This window comes from Kitasatospora sp. NEAU-69 (genome assembly GCF_057158765.1).
The window spans coordinates 62997-80631 of the sequence record NZ_JBWXUE010000029.1 but is presented as its reverse complement, the minus strand read 5'-3'; the positions used below and the strand labels follow the sequence as shown (position 1 = coordinate 80631).

Annotated in this window: 5 protein-coding genes; all 5 read left to right on the top strand. The window is 67.6% G+C overall.

From position 1 onward, the window contains the following. Positions 1–61 precede the first annotated feature (61 nt). Genes AC060L_RS28570 through AC060L_RS28550 form a run of 5 tightly spaced genes read left to right on the top strand, consistent with a single transcriptional unit; the run spans position 62 to position 17616 of the window. On the top strand, positions 62–3118 hold the full coding sequence (locus AC060L_RS28570; RefSeq protein WP_483801836.1) for an SNF2-related protein: 3057 nt from the start codon (positions 62–64) through the stop codon (positions 3116–3118). Then, a complete protein-coding gene (locus AC060L_RS28565; protein WP_483801835.1) occupies positions 3115–8565 on the top strand; it encodes a hypothetical protein in 5451 nt (1816 codons plus the stop codon). The genes AC060L_RS28570 and AC060L_RS28565 overlap by 4 nt, the downstream gene beginning before the upstream one ends. Beyond that, positions 8562–11384, top strand: coding sequence for a DEAD/DEAH box helicase (locus AC060L_RS28560; RefSeq protein WP_483801834.1), 2823 nt, complete (start codon positions 8562–8564; stop codon positions 11382–11384). Before AC060L_RS28565 ends, AC060L_RS28560 begins: the two co-directional genes overlap by 4 nt. Beyond that, the gene (locus AC060L_RS28555) at positions 11306–15304 is read left to right on the top strand and encodes a DUF1998 domain-containing protein (protein WP_483801833.1); all 3999 of its coding nucleotides are present in this window, start codon (positions 11306–11308) and stop codon (positions 15302–15304) included. Before AC060L_RS28560 ends, AC060L_RS28555 begins: the two co-directional genes overlap by 79 nt. Beyond that, positions 15301–17616: a UvrD-helicase domain-containing protein gene (locus tag AC060L_RS28550; protein WP_483801832.1), complete on the top strand. Its 2316-nt coding sequence runs from the start codon at positions 15301–15303 to the stop codon at positions 17614–17616. Before AC060L_RS28555 ends, AC060L_RS28550 begins: the two co-directional genes overlap by 4 nt. Positions 17617–17635: the final 19 nt, after the last annotated feature.

Here is a 17635-nt window from a genome sequence, read left to right as displayed (position 1 = left end):
TTGGAAAACACGCAGGTATGAGTGGCCGCCGCAGGCCGCTGGTGAGGGATCGGAGCGGACGTTGAGCGTCGAGGCGGAAGCCGTGGGCGGACAGGGCGATGCGATGTGGGACGCCTGGAAGCCGGAGGAGGCTCCGGCCCCGCGGCCGACCACCGGGTCCGCCGGCTACGCCCCTGGGTCCCAGGTCCTGATCCGCGACGAGCTGTGGCTGGTGCGAAAGTCCGAGGATGTCGGCAAGGACGGCTGGATGGTGGAGGTCACCGGCATCTCGTCCTTCGTGCGGGGCACGGATGCGGTCTTCTACAGCCGACTCGACGCCATCCAGGTGCTGGACCCGAGGGAGACCCGGCTCGTCCCGGACGACTCGCCCAACCATCGGCGGGGCCGCCTCTTCCTCGAAGCGGTGATGCGTAAGACCTTCCTGCCGCAGACCGAGCACGGGCTGGCGCTGGCAGACGGGTTCCTCATGGACCAGCAGGTACACCAGCTGCGGCCCGCCGAGCTGGCGATGTCGTTGGAGAAGAACCCCCAGCCGCGGATCCTGATCGCTGACGTGGTGGGCCTGGGCAAGACCCTGGAGATCGGGGTGCTGCTGGCCGAGCTGATCCGGCGCGGGCGCGGCGAGCGGATCCTGGTCGTCACCCCCCAGCACGTGCTTGAGCAGTTTCAGCGGGAGCTGTGGACCCGGTTCGCGATCCCGCTGGTCCGCCTGGATTCCACCGGCATCCAACGCATCCAGCAGGACATCCCGGCCGGGCGGAACCCGTTCGCGTACTTCAAGCGCGCGATCATCTCCGTGGACACGCTCAAGAGCGACGTCTACGCGCACCATCTGGAGCACACCGACTGGGACGCCGTCGTCATCGACGAGTCCCACAACCTGGTCAACCGGGGCACCAAGAACAACGACCTCGCCCGCCTGCTGGCAAGGAAGGCCGACGCGCTGGTGCTGGCGTCGGCCACTCCCCACAACGGCCGTGCAGAGTCGTTTGCCGAGTTGATCAAAATGCTGGACGAGGCGGCGATCGCCAACCCGTCGAAGTACGAAGTGAAGGACCTGGAGCATCTCTACATCCGGCGTACCAAGACCACGCCGGAGGTCCGTGACTCCTTGAAGGGTGCCTGGGCGGACCGTGGACCGTCTCTGCCGATCCGCGTGCCGGCGGGGGAGAAGGAGCTTGCTGTCTTCCAGGAGCTCGCCGCGCGCTGGATCCCAGTCGATCCGGACCAACCGTCGGTCAGCCGGCACCAGCTGGTGCCCTACCAGTTGCTGAAGTCCTTCCTGTCTTCGCACAAGGCGCTCCTGGAAACCGTCAAGACGCGGCTGACGACGTTGGACAAGCAGCCGGCCGCAGAGCCACGTCCCGGACAGCGAGCGGCACGTCCGGTCGACCCAGCGGTCCGGGAGGAGGTCAGGACGATCGAGCGAGCGGCTCTCCTTGACCTCCGAGGCTTGGCCGAACAGATCCAGGACGAGGACTCGGCGAAGCTGGCGGCCCTCCTGGAGGAGCTGCGCGCGATGGGCGTCGGCCCAGGCTCGGAGACCCGTGTGGTCGTGTTCTCCGAGCGCATCCCCACGCTGAAGTGGCTCGCGCAGGCCGTCCCGGCCGCGCTCGGCTTTCCGCGCGGTGCCAGCCCCGACGACAACAAGCCCTGGCTGGCCTTCGGCGGCGCGGTGCAGGTCATGCACGGGGACGCCACCAGCGACGAGGAACAGCAGGCGCTCGTCGAGAAGTTCGGGCTGCGCGACGACCCGGTCCGGATCCTGTTCACGGGCGACGTCGCCTCCGAGGGCGTCAACCTCCACCAGGAGTGCCACCGGCTGATCCACTTCGACCTGCCCTGGTCCCTGATCCGTATCGAGCAGCGGAACGGTCGCATCGACCGCTATGGGCAGAAGTACCGGCCCGAGTTCCGCGCTCTGATCCTCACCAGCGACGTTCCCTGGCGGACGGACGAGACCGCTGGGGAACCGCGCACCCTTGACGACCGCCTCGTGGGCGAGAAGCTTCTGGCGCGCGAGGAAGAGGCGCACAAGATCGAGGGCTCGGTCGAGGCTGTCACCGGCCTGTACCGGGCGAAGGAGGAGGAGAGCCGCCTCACCCAGGACCTCATCGCCGGCCGGACGGTCGAGGAGTCCATCAAGCAGTCCCAACTGGGTGGAGCCGCGTTCCTGTCCGGACTGCTCGGCCAGGTCGGTGCCGTCCCGGAGCACCCCGAAGTACGGCGGGCCAACGTGCCACAGCTCTTCGCCTCGACCGCCGACTACTTCGACGAAGCACTGCGCCAGGTCTGCCGGCCCAACCCCGAGGACCAGCTCTCGCTGCGCCGCGACGACGATGGCACCATCGCCTTCGAACCCCCGCGCGACCTGCTCTACCGGCTGAAGGCATTGCCGAAGTCGTACCTCGACGAGCAGCGGATCATGCCCCGGAAGGGCGAGCCGGGCCGGATGCGGATCACCTTCTCCAAGGACCTCGCGGACAGGCGGCTCAAGGCGGCTCGGGAGTCGTCCAAGTCGCAGTGGCCGAACGTCTCCTACGTCACCGACGTTCACCCGGTGCTGGACTGGCTGACCGACAAGGTGCTCGTCGAGGTCGGCCGTCACCAGGCCCCCGTGCTCGCCGCTGCCGTCAACTCGCCGACTTTCCTGGTCCAGGGCATCTGCTCCAACGCTCTGGGGCGGCCCACCATCGTCGAGTGGATGGCCGTCCACGGCGAGCCGGACGCCCTACACGTGACCCCGGTGACCCTGGAGGTCCTGGAGGACTACGGCGTGGGTCCGGCGATGCCCGGCCGCGCGGTACCACGCGACCTCGACGGCCTGACGGTGCTCGTGCCCTCCGTCATCGATAGGGCCGAACGGCACCTCATGGACCTGAGGGAGCGGCACGAGGCGGAAGTCGAGATGATCCTGACCCCGTACCGCAAGCGCGTCGTGCACTGGCAACAGGAAGCGCTGTTCTCCTCTGACGGAACGGGCAAGCGCGGAGTGAACCGCAGCGCCAGCACGCGGCTGAGCCTGCTCAAGTCCCTGCAGACCACGGGCAAGCCGATGCTGCGCCTGCTCGCCGTCCTGGAACCGCTCAACGCCGCTGAGGGAGGCACCAACCGATGAGCACCGACTTCGACTCCTTCAGCAACCGCGGCGAATACCTCGCCGCGCACTACTTCGCCGAACAGCTCGGTACCGACCTGAAGAAGGGCCTGTTCGCCACCTGGGCCCTTCGCGAAGGCGATGAGAACGACCCGCGAAAGACCCCGCGGGAGCTGCTCCGCTCCCTGCGCGGCGAATACCTCTCCGAGGACGTACGCGGCTACTTCGCCGAGGCAGCGGAGCACGACGCCGGAGACGAGGTCCGGCCGCACACCCACAACAACCCCGAGTGGCGCAACCGTCTCTCCGAGTGGCACCGAACGGTCCTGGACGCCCTCGGGTTCGGGACCGGCCCGTCCGAGATCACCGTCCACCGCGCCGGACGCGACCACAGCCTGACCGTCGCCTACCACGGCCACGGGATCATCGCCCTGGACTGCGGCTGGGCCGCCGACAACGACGCCGCCCTCGACGCCACCGGCCCCGGCCGTCTGCTGCACCTGCTGCGAGTCAGTGCGAGCGAGACCTACGAAACCGGCCCCGCCCTCGCGTCGTGGCTGTTCCAGAGCGAGCTCGGCGAGGCTGGCGGTCCCCACCCCCGGTTCATCCTGTTGCTTTGCGGCGGCGTGCTCGTCCTTGCGGACCGCAGCTCCTGGAACGAAGGCCGCTACCTGGCCGTCAACCTCGACGCGGCCCTGGAACGCAACGACCGCGCCCAGCAGGGCGAACTCGCCACCATCGCCGCCCTGTTCAGCCTGGACATGCTCCGGCCCGGCGAGAACGACCAGAGCCGGGCCATCGACGCCCTGCTCAAGTCGTCCGGCGCCAACGCCGCAGGCGTCTCCGGCGAGCTGCGCCACGGCCTCCAGCGTTCCGTGGAGATCATCGCCAACGAGGTCCTGGCGCGGATGGCCGAGCTGCGGAACGACGTCACCCCGGCCGACATCGAAAGCCCCAAGATCCCCTTCGCCCGGGAACTCACCCGCGAGTCCCTGCGCTACCTCTACCGCATCCTGTTCCTTCTCTACGCCGAGGCTCGACCCGAACTGGGCATCCTCCCCGCCGACGACGGTAGCTACGAGGCCGGGTACTCCATGGCCCGCCTGCGGGAGCTCGTCGAACGCGACGAGGAACTCGTCGAGGAGGAGGCTCGCAACGGCTTCCACCTGCACGAATCCCTGGACGTTCTGTTCAACAAGGTCAACTTCGGCCACCGCGCTTACGGCACCGAGGCTGGCGACGATCAGCCTGGCGATGACGAGGAGACCCGTAAGGCCAAGGCCGCACGCCGCACCGAGGACCGCGGCCTGCGCTTCGAACCCCTGCGCAGCGAACTCTTCGAACCCGGCGCGGTACGCCTCATCGGCCGGGGCGTCCTCGACCCCCGCAGCGACGAGGACGAGGATCCGAGGTGGCTCGACCTGCGCCTGCGCAATGTCGCCCTGCACGAAGTGCTGCGGCTGCTCACGATGAAGAAGGGCAAGCGCGGGGAGCGGGGCGGCTTCATCTCCTACCGCAACCTCGGCATCAACCAACTCGGGGCCGTGTACGAGGGCCTGATGTCGTACACCGGCATCATTGCCGAGGAGGAGCTCTGCGAGGTCGCCAAGGGCGGCGATCCGGAGAAGGGCTCCTGGCTCATCCCCTCGCACAAGCAGGACCAGTACCCCGACGCGTCTTTGGTCCACTACGACGAGGACGACGCCCGGAAGGGCCTGCGCGGAGTCAAGAAGTACGAGGAGGGGTCGTTCGTCTACCGCCTCGCGGGCCGTGACCGCGAGACCACCGCTTCCTACTACACCCCCGAGTCGCTCACCCAGGTCACGGTCGAGCTCACCCTCAAGCACCGCCTCGACCAGGAGCGCGATGCCGACGGCGGTGTGGTCAAGACGCGTGCGGCCGAGCTGCTCACGTACAAGATCTGCGAGCCCGCGCTGGGGTCCGGGGCCTTCCTCAACGAGGCGATCAACCAGGTCGCTGAGGAGTACCTGCGTCGCAGGCAGGACGAGTTGGGCATCACCATCCCGACTGCCGACACCCTCACCGAGAAGCAGAAGGCCAAGGCTTACATCGCCCTGCACAACGCGTACGGCGTGGACCTCAACGCCACGGGCGTCGAACTGGCCGAGGTGTCACTCTGGCTCAACACCATGCATCCCGGCATGCGGGCTCCCTGGTTCGGCCTCCACCTGCGGCGAGGCAACAGCCTCATCGGTGCGCGCCGGGCTGTTTACGCGGCTGATGATGTGGTCGGCAAGGAATGGCTCAAGGCCAAGGGGGCGTTGGCCCCCACCCCCCTGCCCTTCCTCAAGGAGGGCGAGGCGCAGGCGCTGCCTCAGGATGCGGTCCACCAGTTCCTGCTGCCGAGCCCGGGGTGGGCGGCGGTCGCGGGATCGAAGGAGGCGAAGGAACTCGCGAAGGAGGGCGTCGAGCAGCTCGCGGCGTGGAAGAAGGGGATCCTCCGGGCTCCGAAGCGGAGCAAAGCCGGCAGGGCGAAGAAGGAGCCGGTGTCCCAGTTCACCCGTCTCCGGGACGCCGCCCGGCGGGCCGAGTTCCTGTGGTCGCTCGTGGTGAAGCGGATGGAACTCTCCGAGCGGGCGATCGCGCGTCGGATAGACGTCTGGGGCGCCGATCCCGCCGATCCCGAGTACGCCTTCCTTCGCCACCCGGAGCAGGCGGTGACCAAGGAGCAGGTCCTCGACGACCTGTTCAATGCCGCAGACACCCCTTACTGGCGTCTGAAGAAGATCATGGACGCCTGGTGTGCGTTGTGGTTCTGGCCTGTTGACAAGGTAGGGCTGCTCAACGGGACGGCCGGGGAGTATCTGGCGGGTAGTCGGGTGGCAGGAGTTGACAGCCTCAGCCGGCTGCTCGACGACGGGCCGCTGGCAGCGGAGGCGCCCGTTTCCTCCTCCGCACCGGAACCGTCGGCTGCCCCGACGCCCACGCCCATGCCGCGATTCGTTGAGGCGCCGGCTCTGTTCGCATTCGGCCCGGAGCAGACGAGCTTCGCGGACCTCGAACTGAGCGCGGACGACGCCGTCGTGGAGATCAAGGAGATCACGTCGCGAGGCAGGGTGCAGGCAACAGCTCCGAAGCCGAAGGCTCCGGAGCGTCGACCGATCGTCCCGCTCAAGGACCTCGACGACTGGCTGGAGTTCCTGGAGGCCATGCTCGGCACGGATGACGTGCCCGAGGGCACGCTCATCTACGCCTTCAACGACCTCGACAAGCTCAAGGCATTCGAGGAGACACTGCCCGGCTTCATGGGCATGGATGCCGGCAACCCTGAGGACCGCTTTCCGTGGCTCCGGGAGGTCCGCGATATTGCGGAGGGCCAGGGATTCCTGCACTGGGAGCTGGAGTTCGCCCTCGTCTTCGCTCGCGGGGGTGGCTTCGACCTCCAAGTTGGCAACCCGCCATGGGTCCGCCCCCGATGGAACGAGTCGGCAGTGCTTGCCGAGTACGAACCGTGGTTCGAGCTAACTGAAAAGGCAGCCTCAACGGAGAAGGCGCGTCGTCGCACCACACTCCTGCAAGACGCCAAGGCGCGAGCTCATTTTTTCAACGAGCGAACGGCGGTAAGTGGATACTCGGCCTTTTACTCCCATGAAACAACATACCCCTTGATTGCCGGTACGCAGCCGGATCTTTATCGGTGCTTCATGTGTCATGCGTGGGGTGTAGCTAATCCGAGCGGCACGACGGGGCTTATTCATCGTGATACCCATTTCACTGGCGACAATGAGGCTGCACTTCGAGAAGCGGCGTATCGGCGACTTCGTATGCACGGCGACTTCTTTAATCCTGGCCACCGATTCTTCCAGAAACCCGTGGGAGAATCGAGTCACTTTGGGGTGCACATTTATGGAAAGGTGAGAGATATCGGCTTTGACCATCTCTCATGGCTAGTTTCAACTGATGCTCTCCGTGACTCCTCTCAGCATGATGGTTCAGGGGATGGCCCAGGCATTCGCTACCGTGGCGGCGCATACGATGAACGCCCACACCTTGACCGTGTAGTCCATGTTGATCGCCAAGTGCTTAAGGTCTGGCAGCGAATCTTGAATGAGGAGAGTCTGCCTGTCGAGCAGGCGCGCCTGCTTTTCCCTGTAAGCACAGCAGAGACTTCTGCCATTGCAGCCTTGGCTGGGTTTCCTCTCCGCTTGGGCGCATTGGGGCCTCGCATTGCGCGAGGTCTTGAAGAGAGCGGCGCCAAGGATGACGGTCTTATCGAGTACAATCTTCCGCGCGGTGCGGATGATATTGAATATCAGCCTGACCGGTGGCGTGAGGTTATCCTAAAGGGGATCCAGCTGGGTGTTGCCACTGCTGCATTCAAGCGCCATGATGCGAACACCAATGACCCATATGGCGTAGACCTTGTAAGCCTCCCTGATAATTTCGTGCCATCAACTGAGTATGCTCGCGCGGCGGGGCGGGCGGGCCAGTACCTCAGGGATCAGGAGCGATGGACCGACCATGAGGCACTCTCGCGGTTGCGTTCAAATGCGAGATTTTCCGCGCGTGTTAATCAGCACCTGTCTGAGCTCGAAGGTGTGCCTCCAGAGTTGATCGACGAGGATAAGGTTGAGCCGCTGTTGCGCGAATATTCGCAGAGGCGGTATGCCGTATTCCCTCGCATGGCATGGCGGCGGCGTGTAGCGTCCGATACGGAGCGTGCTCTGTACGCGGCAATGATTCCGCCTGGAACTGCTCACATTCATGCTGTCCACAGCTTGGCCATGCCAGCGGTTCGCGACACCGTTCTGGTAGCTGGCTTCTGGGCTTCCTTGCCGTTGGACTACTTCCTTCGCATCACCGGTCGCGACGACCTCCAGCGGAAGGGAGCCGAGGCAATGCCTGCCCCCGCATCGAAGCATCCCCTCGCCTCTTCTCTTCTGATGAGGTCGCTTCGGCTTAACTGTGTGACACGGGCCTACGCAGACATTTGGGCAAAGCTATTCGACTCCGCTTGGCAAACCCGCGAGCCGTGGGCTTGTGCCTGGCCCGGTCTCCAGCCGCTCCACGAGGTAACCCCGGACTGGCGTCCCGACACGCCACTCCGCAGCGAGCGGGCACGCCGTTCCGCGCTGGTCGAGATCGACGCGCTGGTCGCCGTATGGCTCGGTATGGACGCCGACGCCCTCATCGCCGCGTACCGGGGCCGCTTCCCCGTCTTGCAGAAGTATGAGGCCGTGACCTGGTTTGATGCCGCTGGCTGGAAGATCGCGGGGAACGCTCGCACGATCGGTCAGCGGCAGGCGAAGGACAGCTGGGCTCAGTTCGAGGCGTATCAGGCCGACCCTGCCAACGCACCCGTTCCAGAGGGGTACACCGCCCCGTTCTATAAGGCTGATCGCGAGGCGGAGATGCGTGCGGCGCATGCTTATTTCCAGAAGCGACTCGATGAGGCCGTCGCCCGTGGTGAGTGGGATCCGGTGAAGCAGGAGGTGCCGAAGTCATGAGGCCGACGCTTCAAGCGCGGGGGCTCAAGGAGAGCCTGCTGCAGTACCTGTCGACCACGTACGCGCTCACCGACGAGGGGGCCCGCGAGGCGCTGCACCGGTTCCTCGGGGACGAGACGTCCGGGATGTTTCGCGGCCCGTACCTGCGGATCCGGACCCCGTTCACTGTGGCCGGTGACGAGTGGCGCAAGCACCTGGAGTGGCAGCGCGAAGGCTTCAGGCCGTACGCGCATCAGGCGGTTGCGTTCGCGCGGTTGACCTCCGCGCACGGCCACACACCACAGCCGACCCTGGTTACCACCGGTACCGGGTCCGGTAAGACGGAGTCGTTTCTCTATCCGGTGCTGGACCACTGCCGCCGGGAACGCGCTTCGGGCAAGACCGGTGTCAAGGCGGTCTTCCTGTACCCGATGAACGCCCTGGCCACCGACCAGGCGCAGCGCATCAACGACTTGCTCACGCAGAACGCCGAGTTGGGGAACCTGTCGGCGGGCCTGTACATCGGTGAGCGTGCGTCCACGCAGTACGAGACGGTGCAGACCCGGCGGTCGGACATGCAGTTGTCTCCGCCGGACATCCTGATAACGAACTACAAGATGCTGGACCTCCTCCTCCAGCGCTCGGAGGACGCCGCCCTGTGGCGGGACTCGGACATCCGTTACGTCGTCGTGGACGAGTTCCACACGTACGACGGTGCGCAGGGCACGGACGTCGGGATCCTGCTGCGTCGGCTCGCCGCCGCTGTGGGGGCGACCGAGGATGGCCGCCCGCTGGGGAAGATCTGCCCGGTAGCGACCTCGGCGACGCTCGCTTCCGGGACGGACGAGGACGGCACTGCGCAGCTGCTGGAGGTGGCCTCCGACGTCTTCGGCACGGAGTTCACCGAGGACTCCATCGTGGGGGAGAACCGGCTCACCGTCGAGGAGTTCATCCCACTCGGCAAGGTGACCATGCAGCCCATGCCGACCCCCGACGAGCTGCTGGCGCTGCCCGATCCGGCGACCGGCGACGAGGCGCTTCTGGATCTGATCGAGAAGGTGACGGATGTCCGTGATCTCGATCCGTTCGTGCTCGGCGAGAGCCTCAGGCGGCATCTGTTCACCCGTGCGGTGATGCAGGCCCTCGGCGGCGCGGTGAAGACCAGCGCCGAGGTGCTGGACGTGATGTGGCGGGCCGGCGCGGCCGGTTGGTCCGAGGCTGTGGCGCGGCAGCCCGAGAAGGCGGCCGAGGCGCTGGCGCGGTTCGTCGCGCTGCTCTCGTACGCCCGTGACCCTGAGTCATCCCCTTCCGAGCCTAGGCCCTTCGTGCATGTCGAGGTGCATCAGTGGGCGCGTTCGGTGTCGCGGCTGCTTCGCGGGGTGCTGCCGTGGCCGAAGGCGGAGTTCCGCTGGGACGCGGCCGGAATGGCCGACGCGAGTGCGGCCGAAACCGGGCGTACGGCGCCGGTGACGACCGCGACCTCGGGGCAGAGCGCGAACCTGTTCCTGCCGGCGATCTACTGCCGTGACTGCGGGCGGTCGGGCTGGGCGGTGTTTTCGCCGGAGAGCGATGACCACGAGGTCCAGTTCGACACGTACAAGATTCGGCGCGCGTCGCTGGGCCAGGACAAGGCGCGGGTGCGGAACCTGATCGCCGCAACGGACCGGGAGGCCCGGGAGGGGTCGGGCGCCGCACCGCTCACGGCGGCCAGCGGCAAGGGGGGCTCGGCCGCGTCGCAGGGCGCCGGCGGGGTACTGATGGTGCTGCAGGGCGGCGGCGACCGTAAGCGGCTGAGGTTGCCCGATCCGCTCAACGACTACGACCGGGAGACCAAGGCGCCCCGGTTGACGGCTCGTGACTCGGCCTTCGTCCTGGTGAACTTCGGGGAGACGGCGAACACCGCGGCCAAGGAGGACTGGTGTCCGGCGTGCGGTGAGCGCAACGCGATCCGCTACCTCGGTACCGGCGCTGCCGCGATGGCCGCAGCGTCCATCACGCAGCTGTTCACCGGTAAGGAGCTCGACGAGAACATCAACGAGGACAAGACGTTGATGTTCAACGACTCGGTGCAGGACGCCGCGCACCGGGCCGGGTTCGTCGCCAACCGCTCGTACACCTTCTCGCTCCGCGCCCTCCTCGCCAAGCACTTGCGACACGACGAGCCGACCGCACTGAACGACCTGATCGCCAACGTCGTCACCGCCACGACGGACAAGGACACCCTCTCCGCGGTGGTGCCGCCGGACCTGCACGGCTTCAAGGGCGTTGACCGGCTCCTGTCCGGCCAGGGCCGAGGCGGGGACCTGAAGACGTGGCGGCTGATCGGTCAGCGGCTGGCGTTCGAAGCGCTGATGGAGTTCGGCTTCCGCTCCCGGAACGGCCGCACGCTGGAGCTGACCCGCACCGCCGCCGCGCAGGTGCGCATCGACGACCCAGCGGCCGTGATCGCGCTGGTCAAGCGACTGCACGAGGAGTGCGTGCGGGACGGGCTGCCGCTGGTGGCGCAGGACGATGCCCGGTACCTGGCGTTCGTGCGGATCTTCCTGGAGCGACTGCGTACCCGTGGTGCGGTCGCGCACCAGTGGCTGGACAAGTACATCGACGAGGCGGGCACCAGCCGGTACTTCGTCTGGGGCAAGCGAGCTCCGGGTATGCGGGCGTTCCCGAAGGGCATCGCCGCCCCGTCTTCCTGCTCGGACAGGCGAAGAACGGCAGCGAGTTCGACTTCGCGACCGGCCGCCTGTCCTGGTACGAGCGATGGGTGGGGCGGTGCCTGGAGCTGCCGCGTGAGCTGGCGCCCGACCTGTGGAGCCGGCTGCTGCCCGAACTCGCCTCGATGAAACTGCTGTCGGTGCGCACCCCGAACGACACCTCGGTGCGGGTGTACGGGCTCAAGCCCGGCAACATCGAGGCCCGGCTGCTGGACGACGACCAGGTGCGGGTCTCGTACGTTCGGTGCCCGGTGTGCTTCTGGGAGCAGACCGTCCACTACTCGCTCCTGGACCAGTGGCACGACCAGCCCTGTCCTTCCTACCGCTGCCGCAGGGGCCGTCTGGTGGCCGGCGACCGGCCCGAGGGGCTGGGGATACACCACCGCGACCGCGACTACCGGCAGGACTACTACCGACGGTTGTACCTCGGCGCGGGAACCTACCAGGTGGTCACCGCCGAGCACACGGGCATGCTGACGCGCCACCAGCGCGAACAGGTCGAGGAGGCGTTCAAGCGCGGCGGCGGGTTCAAGGACCCCAACGTGCTGTCCTGCACGCCCACGCTTGAGATGGGTATCGACATCGGCGACCTGTCCGCCGTCGTGCTGGCCGCGCTGCCGCGCCGTCCCGCCTCGTACGCTCAGCAGGTCGGCCGCGCCGGCCGCCGTACCGGCAACGCCTTCCTGCTGACCATCCCCGACCGGCGTCGTCGTGACCTGTACTTCCTGGAGCGGCCGAAGGACCTGATCGCGGGCACGATCGTGCCGCCCGGGTGTTACCTCTCGGCCGTGGAGATCCTGCGCCGCCAATACCTGGCGCACCTGCTGGACCTCGCTGCGGCCGGCCGACTCGTACGGGCGGACGGCATCGTGCTGCGCGCGCTGCCGCACAAGGCGCCACGCCTGTTCGGCCCGTCCGGTTATTTGGCCGACCTGGTGGAGCTGGCCCTCGACCAGGGCGAGGAACTGGCCGAGGGGTTCCTACGGCTCTTCCCGACCGGTGTCAGCGTGCAGGCCCAAGCCGATCTGAGGGCGTACGCGACGCATGGCCTGCGCAGCGCCGTGGAGAAGGCCGAACACGAGTGGCGCCGCGCCGAGGACGCCCTGAGGGCGCGACTGCGGGAGATCGACGAAGCCCACGGCGAGCTGCACGACAGCGATCCCGACCAGGCCCGCCAGAAGGCGGAGTTGGACGCCGAGCGGCGCGGGGTGGGCCGGCAGCTGCTCCACCTGGGCGACACCTCGGCGCAGAGCGCCCTGTGCGACCTGGGGCTGCTTCCGAACTACGCGCTGATCGACTCGTCGACGACGTTGTCGGCGACCTTGTACGGCGAGGACGGCATCGACCCGAAGACCGGCAAGGTGGTGTTCACCTCCGAGACCCTCTCCTACGAGAGGCCCCGCCGCTTCGCGATCCAGGAGCTGGCTCCCGGCAACACCTTCTACGTCAACGGCTACCGGCACGAGATCACCGGCCTGGAGCTGGCCACGGGCGGGCGCCAGGAGTGGCGCACCTGGCGGGTGTGCCCGGGCTGCGGATACGTGCGCACCGAGGGCGCCACCGACGACCGATCGCCGTGCCCTCGGTGCAGGACGGCCCAGATCGCCGACGACGGCTCCTGCCTGTTCCGGGTCGTCGAACCAGCCACGGTGACGTCCCGGGACAAGCGCGAGGACGCCAGGATCCGTGACGACAAGGACGACCGCGACCGCCGCTCGTACACCGTCGTGGACGCGGTGGACATCCCCGTCGAGAGCATCGAACGGGGGAAGTCCTGGCGGCACGACCGCGAGACCTTCGGCGTCGACTTCTGCCGCACGGCCGTGATCCGCCGGATCAACGTCGGTCCGGTCCGCTACGACGCTCCCGCCCGTGACGACTTCGCCGGCCATCTGGTCCGGCTGAACCCGTTCCACGTGTGCACCGCCTGCGGTGCCGCGAGCGCGGACGGTCGTCCGGTCTTCGACCACGACAACGACGCCTTGGAATCGGCGGCGGCCCGCGCCCCGCAGCTCAAGCACCACCGCCCGTGGTGCCCGCTGCGCCGTGGCAAGAAGGAGGGCGTGACGCAGGAGCAGGTGCTGCTCGCCCACCAGTTGCAGACCGAGGCACTGCGGATCCTCATCCCAGCCGCGGCCGCGGACGTGGATGCTCGGGTGCACTCCTTCCGAGCCGCCCTGCGGCTCGGCGTCGACCTGCACTTCGGCGGCGACCCGCAGCACCTGGACACCACGGTGGCCTCCATGCCGGACGCCGGCAGCGGCGAGCGTCGCTGGTTCCTGGTGCTGTTCGACTCCCTCCCCGGGGGCACCGGCTACCTGGACCGGCTCACCGACCGCCACGCCTTCCGCGACACCCTCGTCCGGGCGTACGAGCAACTGAAGGCATGTCCGTGCGCTGAGGAGCAGCGGCGGGCCTGTCACCGCTGCTTGCACCGCTACACCCCCGAGCAGTTCCAGGACGTGGTCTCCCGGCAGGCCGCGCTCGGCATGCTGGAGTCGCTGCTGTTCACGGAGGACGGCGCGGACGGCTGGGACGTCAGCGATGTGGAGCACACCGGGCTGATCGGGCTGGACGCCCAGGTCGAATCGGACCTGGAAGCGCGCTTCCTGACCGCTCTGCGGGGCTGGGTCAAGACCGCCGACGACGCCGCCCTGGACGAGGACGGCCATGCCAGCGGGCACCTTCGTTTCACCGACGGCTCGGAGGTGGTGCACTGGAGGCTGACCGCTCAGCGGCGACTCGGCGGGACCCGTACGGACTTCACCTTCAGCCGGGTCAACGGTCCCGCGCAGAGCGTGCACGTCTACACGGAGGGCTTCCGCTTCCACGCCAGCGGGGAGCACAACCTCATCGCCAAGAACGCCGCCCAGCGCACCCGGCTGCGCGCCGACGGACAGGTCGTCTTCCAGATCACCTGGGCCGACGTCGAGCTGTTCGAGGGGCGTCCGGGGCGTACCAAGCCCGTCTGGCCGCCGTATCGCGGCACCGCCCAGGAGCAGGCCAGGGCCGCGTACGAGCAGTACGGCGGCAACCGTGCGCTCTTCGGCGAGACCGTCCTCGCCAACCCGATCGACACCCTCATCGCCTACCTGCGGGATCCGGACACCGGCCGCTGGGCCCGCCGGGCCCGCGCCCTGGTCACCGGTCTCACTGCCGTTCCCGCGACGACCGCCGTGGCCGCGACCGGACGGCGCAGCGAGCTCGTGACCGCGCTGCGCGAGCAGCTCGCCTCCCTCGGAGCGGGCCGGCGGAAGGACGAGCCGATCACGGCCGATGCCGGCGGTATCGGCCCCGTCCACGTCTTCCGCACCCAGGACGAGCACGGTCTGCCCATCGTTTTCGCCCTGGACGCAGCTGACCCCGACGACCTGCGGTGGACCGCGCTGACCGTCCTCGACGACAGCGACGATGTGCTGGAAACCGACGAGCACAAGCTGCGGTGGCGGTCCTGGCTGTACTGGACCAACATCACCCAGTTCCTGTCCCTTGCTGGCGGTGATGGGGTCCAGCTCGCGGCCAGCAACGCAGAGGAGTTCGAGGTCGAGGTTCTCGCTGTGTGCGGTGGCCTGGGTGAGCTCGACTCGCTCACGGCGGCGCTCGCACCCGCACCCGCGTCTGTACCTGAGCCGGTCCGGCTGGCCGTCTCTTCGGAGCCGAGTACGGACACGCCGATGGAAGCCGCCCTCAGGGAGATCATCCGAGACGCGGCCTGGGATGAGGACATCCTGGAGATCCTGCGCGAGGACGCGGCGGAGGCACCCGCCCTACTCCACCTTGCGGAGACCCTCGCCGAACACGGCAAGCGGGCGCCGGTCTTCGGATACGAACTCGGTCCGAGCCGCTGGCCGGCCGACTTCGCCTGGCAGACCCGCAACGTCAAGATCGTCGTCGTCGCCGCCCACCACGGCGACAAGGACATCGAGGCCCAGCGGCGCGACGCAGCCTACGCCCAGGACGGCTGGACAGTGCGGACCGCTGCCGCCTGGCTCGACCACCTCGACGTCCTGCTCGACCAGCTCCCTGACACGGAAGGCACCATCCGATGACCGCCCGGCTCAGCCTGTACCGCAAGGCCGAACAAGAGCTGTACAAGCTCGACCGCTCGGTCAAGGCCCAGTTCTACGACTTCTGCCACGTCTTTCGGAACAAGCCGGACCAGCCTGGCCTCAAGCTGAATAAGCTCAAGGGCGATTCCCGTATCTGGTCGGCACGGGTCAACGACTCCTACCGGGCTCTGCTGACGCCGGCCGGGGTCGATGCCGACGGGACCGAGAGCTGGTTGGTTATCGCCGTCCGGCACCGCAAGGACGTCTACGAGGAGCTCCAGGTCGCGGTCAACCGCGTCACTGGTGAGATCGAGTTCGTCGACCTCGCCGTCGTCGGTGACAGTGCCCTTCGCCGTGTCGGCATCACCCTCACCCCGGCCGAACCGGACCAGGTCGTGCCCCGCATCGGAGCGGAGTCGACGCCGAAGGACCCCCTCCCGGCGCAGGCGGCGTTGTTGGCCGCGTACAGCGCCGATCAGCTGCGAGAGCTCGGTGTGGCTGACCAGCTGGTGGAACTGGCCCTGGCTGTCACCGACAGCGACGAGCTGGACCAACTCGTCGAGGGCGCGCCCCTGTTGTCCAAGGACGTCCTCTATGGTCTCGCCGCCGGCATGTCCATGGACGACGTCCGGAAGGAGATCACCCAGCCCGTCGAGCTCGGGCAGGCGCCCGACCTCGGCGACTTCGCCACGGCGCTGAGCCGCACCAAGGTCACCGCCGTCGACGACGACGTTCAAGCCGCCATCGATCAGGGCGACTTCCGGGCCTGGAAGGTGTTCCTCCACCCCACCCAGGAACGCATCGTCCACCGCCTCTACACGGGCCCCGCCCGCGTCTCGGGCGGTCCCGGCACCGGCAAGACCATCGTCGCCCTGCACCGGGTCAAGCACCTTGCAGAACAGCTGCCCCCCGGCAGCAACAAGGCGATCCTGCTGACCACGTTCACCAAGAACCTCACCACTGACCTGCGCCTGCGCCTGGCCTCACTCATCGAGCCCGAGCTCCTCGCCCGCGTCGAAATCACCCACATCGACCAGCTCGCTGCCAGGGTCCTTGGCGAGAACACCGCCCCCGGCCGGGGCCGTCAGCGTGTCTACGACCACGTGGCACTGAACGAGATGCGCCAGCTCCTCGCTGAACTCGACGACCGCAGCTGGGAGCCTGAGTTCCTCCTGGAAGAGTGGGAGCAGGTCATCCTCGGCCAGTCCGTCCCCACCCGTTCCGCCTACTTCCAAGCCCGCCGGGCCGGCCGTGGCCGTTCGCTGACCCGGCCGGAGCGCAATCACATCTGGAAGCTCGTCGAGCAGTTCACCGCCCGCCTCGACAAGCTCGGTGTGGAGACCTGGGGCCAGGCATCCGAGCGCGCGGCCCGCTTCGAGATGGAACGTGCTGCGAAGATCAAGGCCCGACAGGCGTACAAGGAGGAGGTCGACGGCAAGGACCTCATCCACCGCGACAACAGCTCCGGCATGCGCTACATCAACTACCGCTACCGGCATATCGTCGTCGACGAAGCCCAGGACCTCAGCCCCGCGCACTGGAAGATGCTCCGGGCCATGGCTGACCCGGAACTGTCCAACGACATGTTCATCGCAGGCGACACCCACCAACGCATCTACGACCACCAAGTCGCCCTCGGCGCCCTGGGAATCCACATCCGCGGCCGGTCCTCTCGCCTGACCCTCAGTTACCGCACCACCAAAGAGATCCTCGCCAAGGCCCTACGCGTGGTCGAACCTGTCACTCCTGGCAGGAAGGTGAGCTACGACGACCTGGACGACGGCACCGACAACCTGGCCGGATACCGTTCCGTCCTCCACGGTCCAACCCCCGCCTTCACGCCCCACGGCACGTGGGACGACGAACTCGGCGGCCTCGCCGCCACCCTGACCGCGTGGCGCGAGGAGCTCTCCACGGACGAGAACGGCTCACCCAGGGATCCGAGCGGCCACATCGCCGTGTGCGTCGCTGACCGCGACCTGGTCAACCAGACCATGTACTACCTGACCACCAAAGCCGGCATCACGTGTGCCGAGCTCACCAAGGACGGCCCCAGCGGCGATGGCGAGATCCATGTCGGCACCATGCACCGCTTCAAGGGCCTTGAGTACCAGCGCCTCGCCATCGTGGCCGCCAGTGACGGCATCATCCCCCGTACTCACGCCATCGCTCGCTACCGTACCGAGGACCCGGTCCGCTACGCGCGCGAGCAGCGTAAGGCCCGATCCCTCCTGTTCGTGGCCACCACCCGGGCCCGTGACGCACTGAGCATCAGCTGGCACGGCAAGCCCAGCCCCTATCTGCCGGTCTGACACAGTGGTCGGCCTCGCC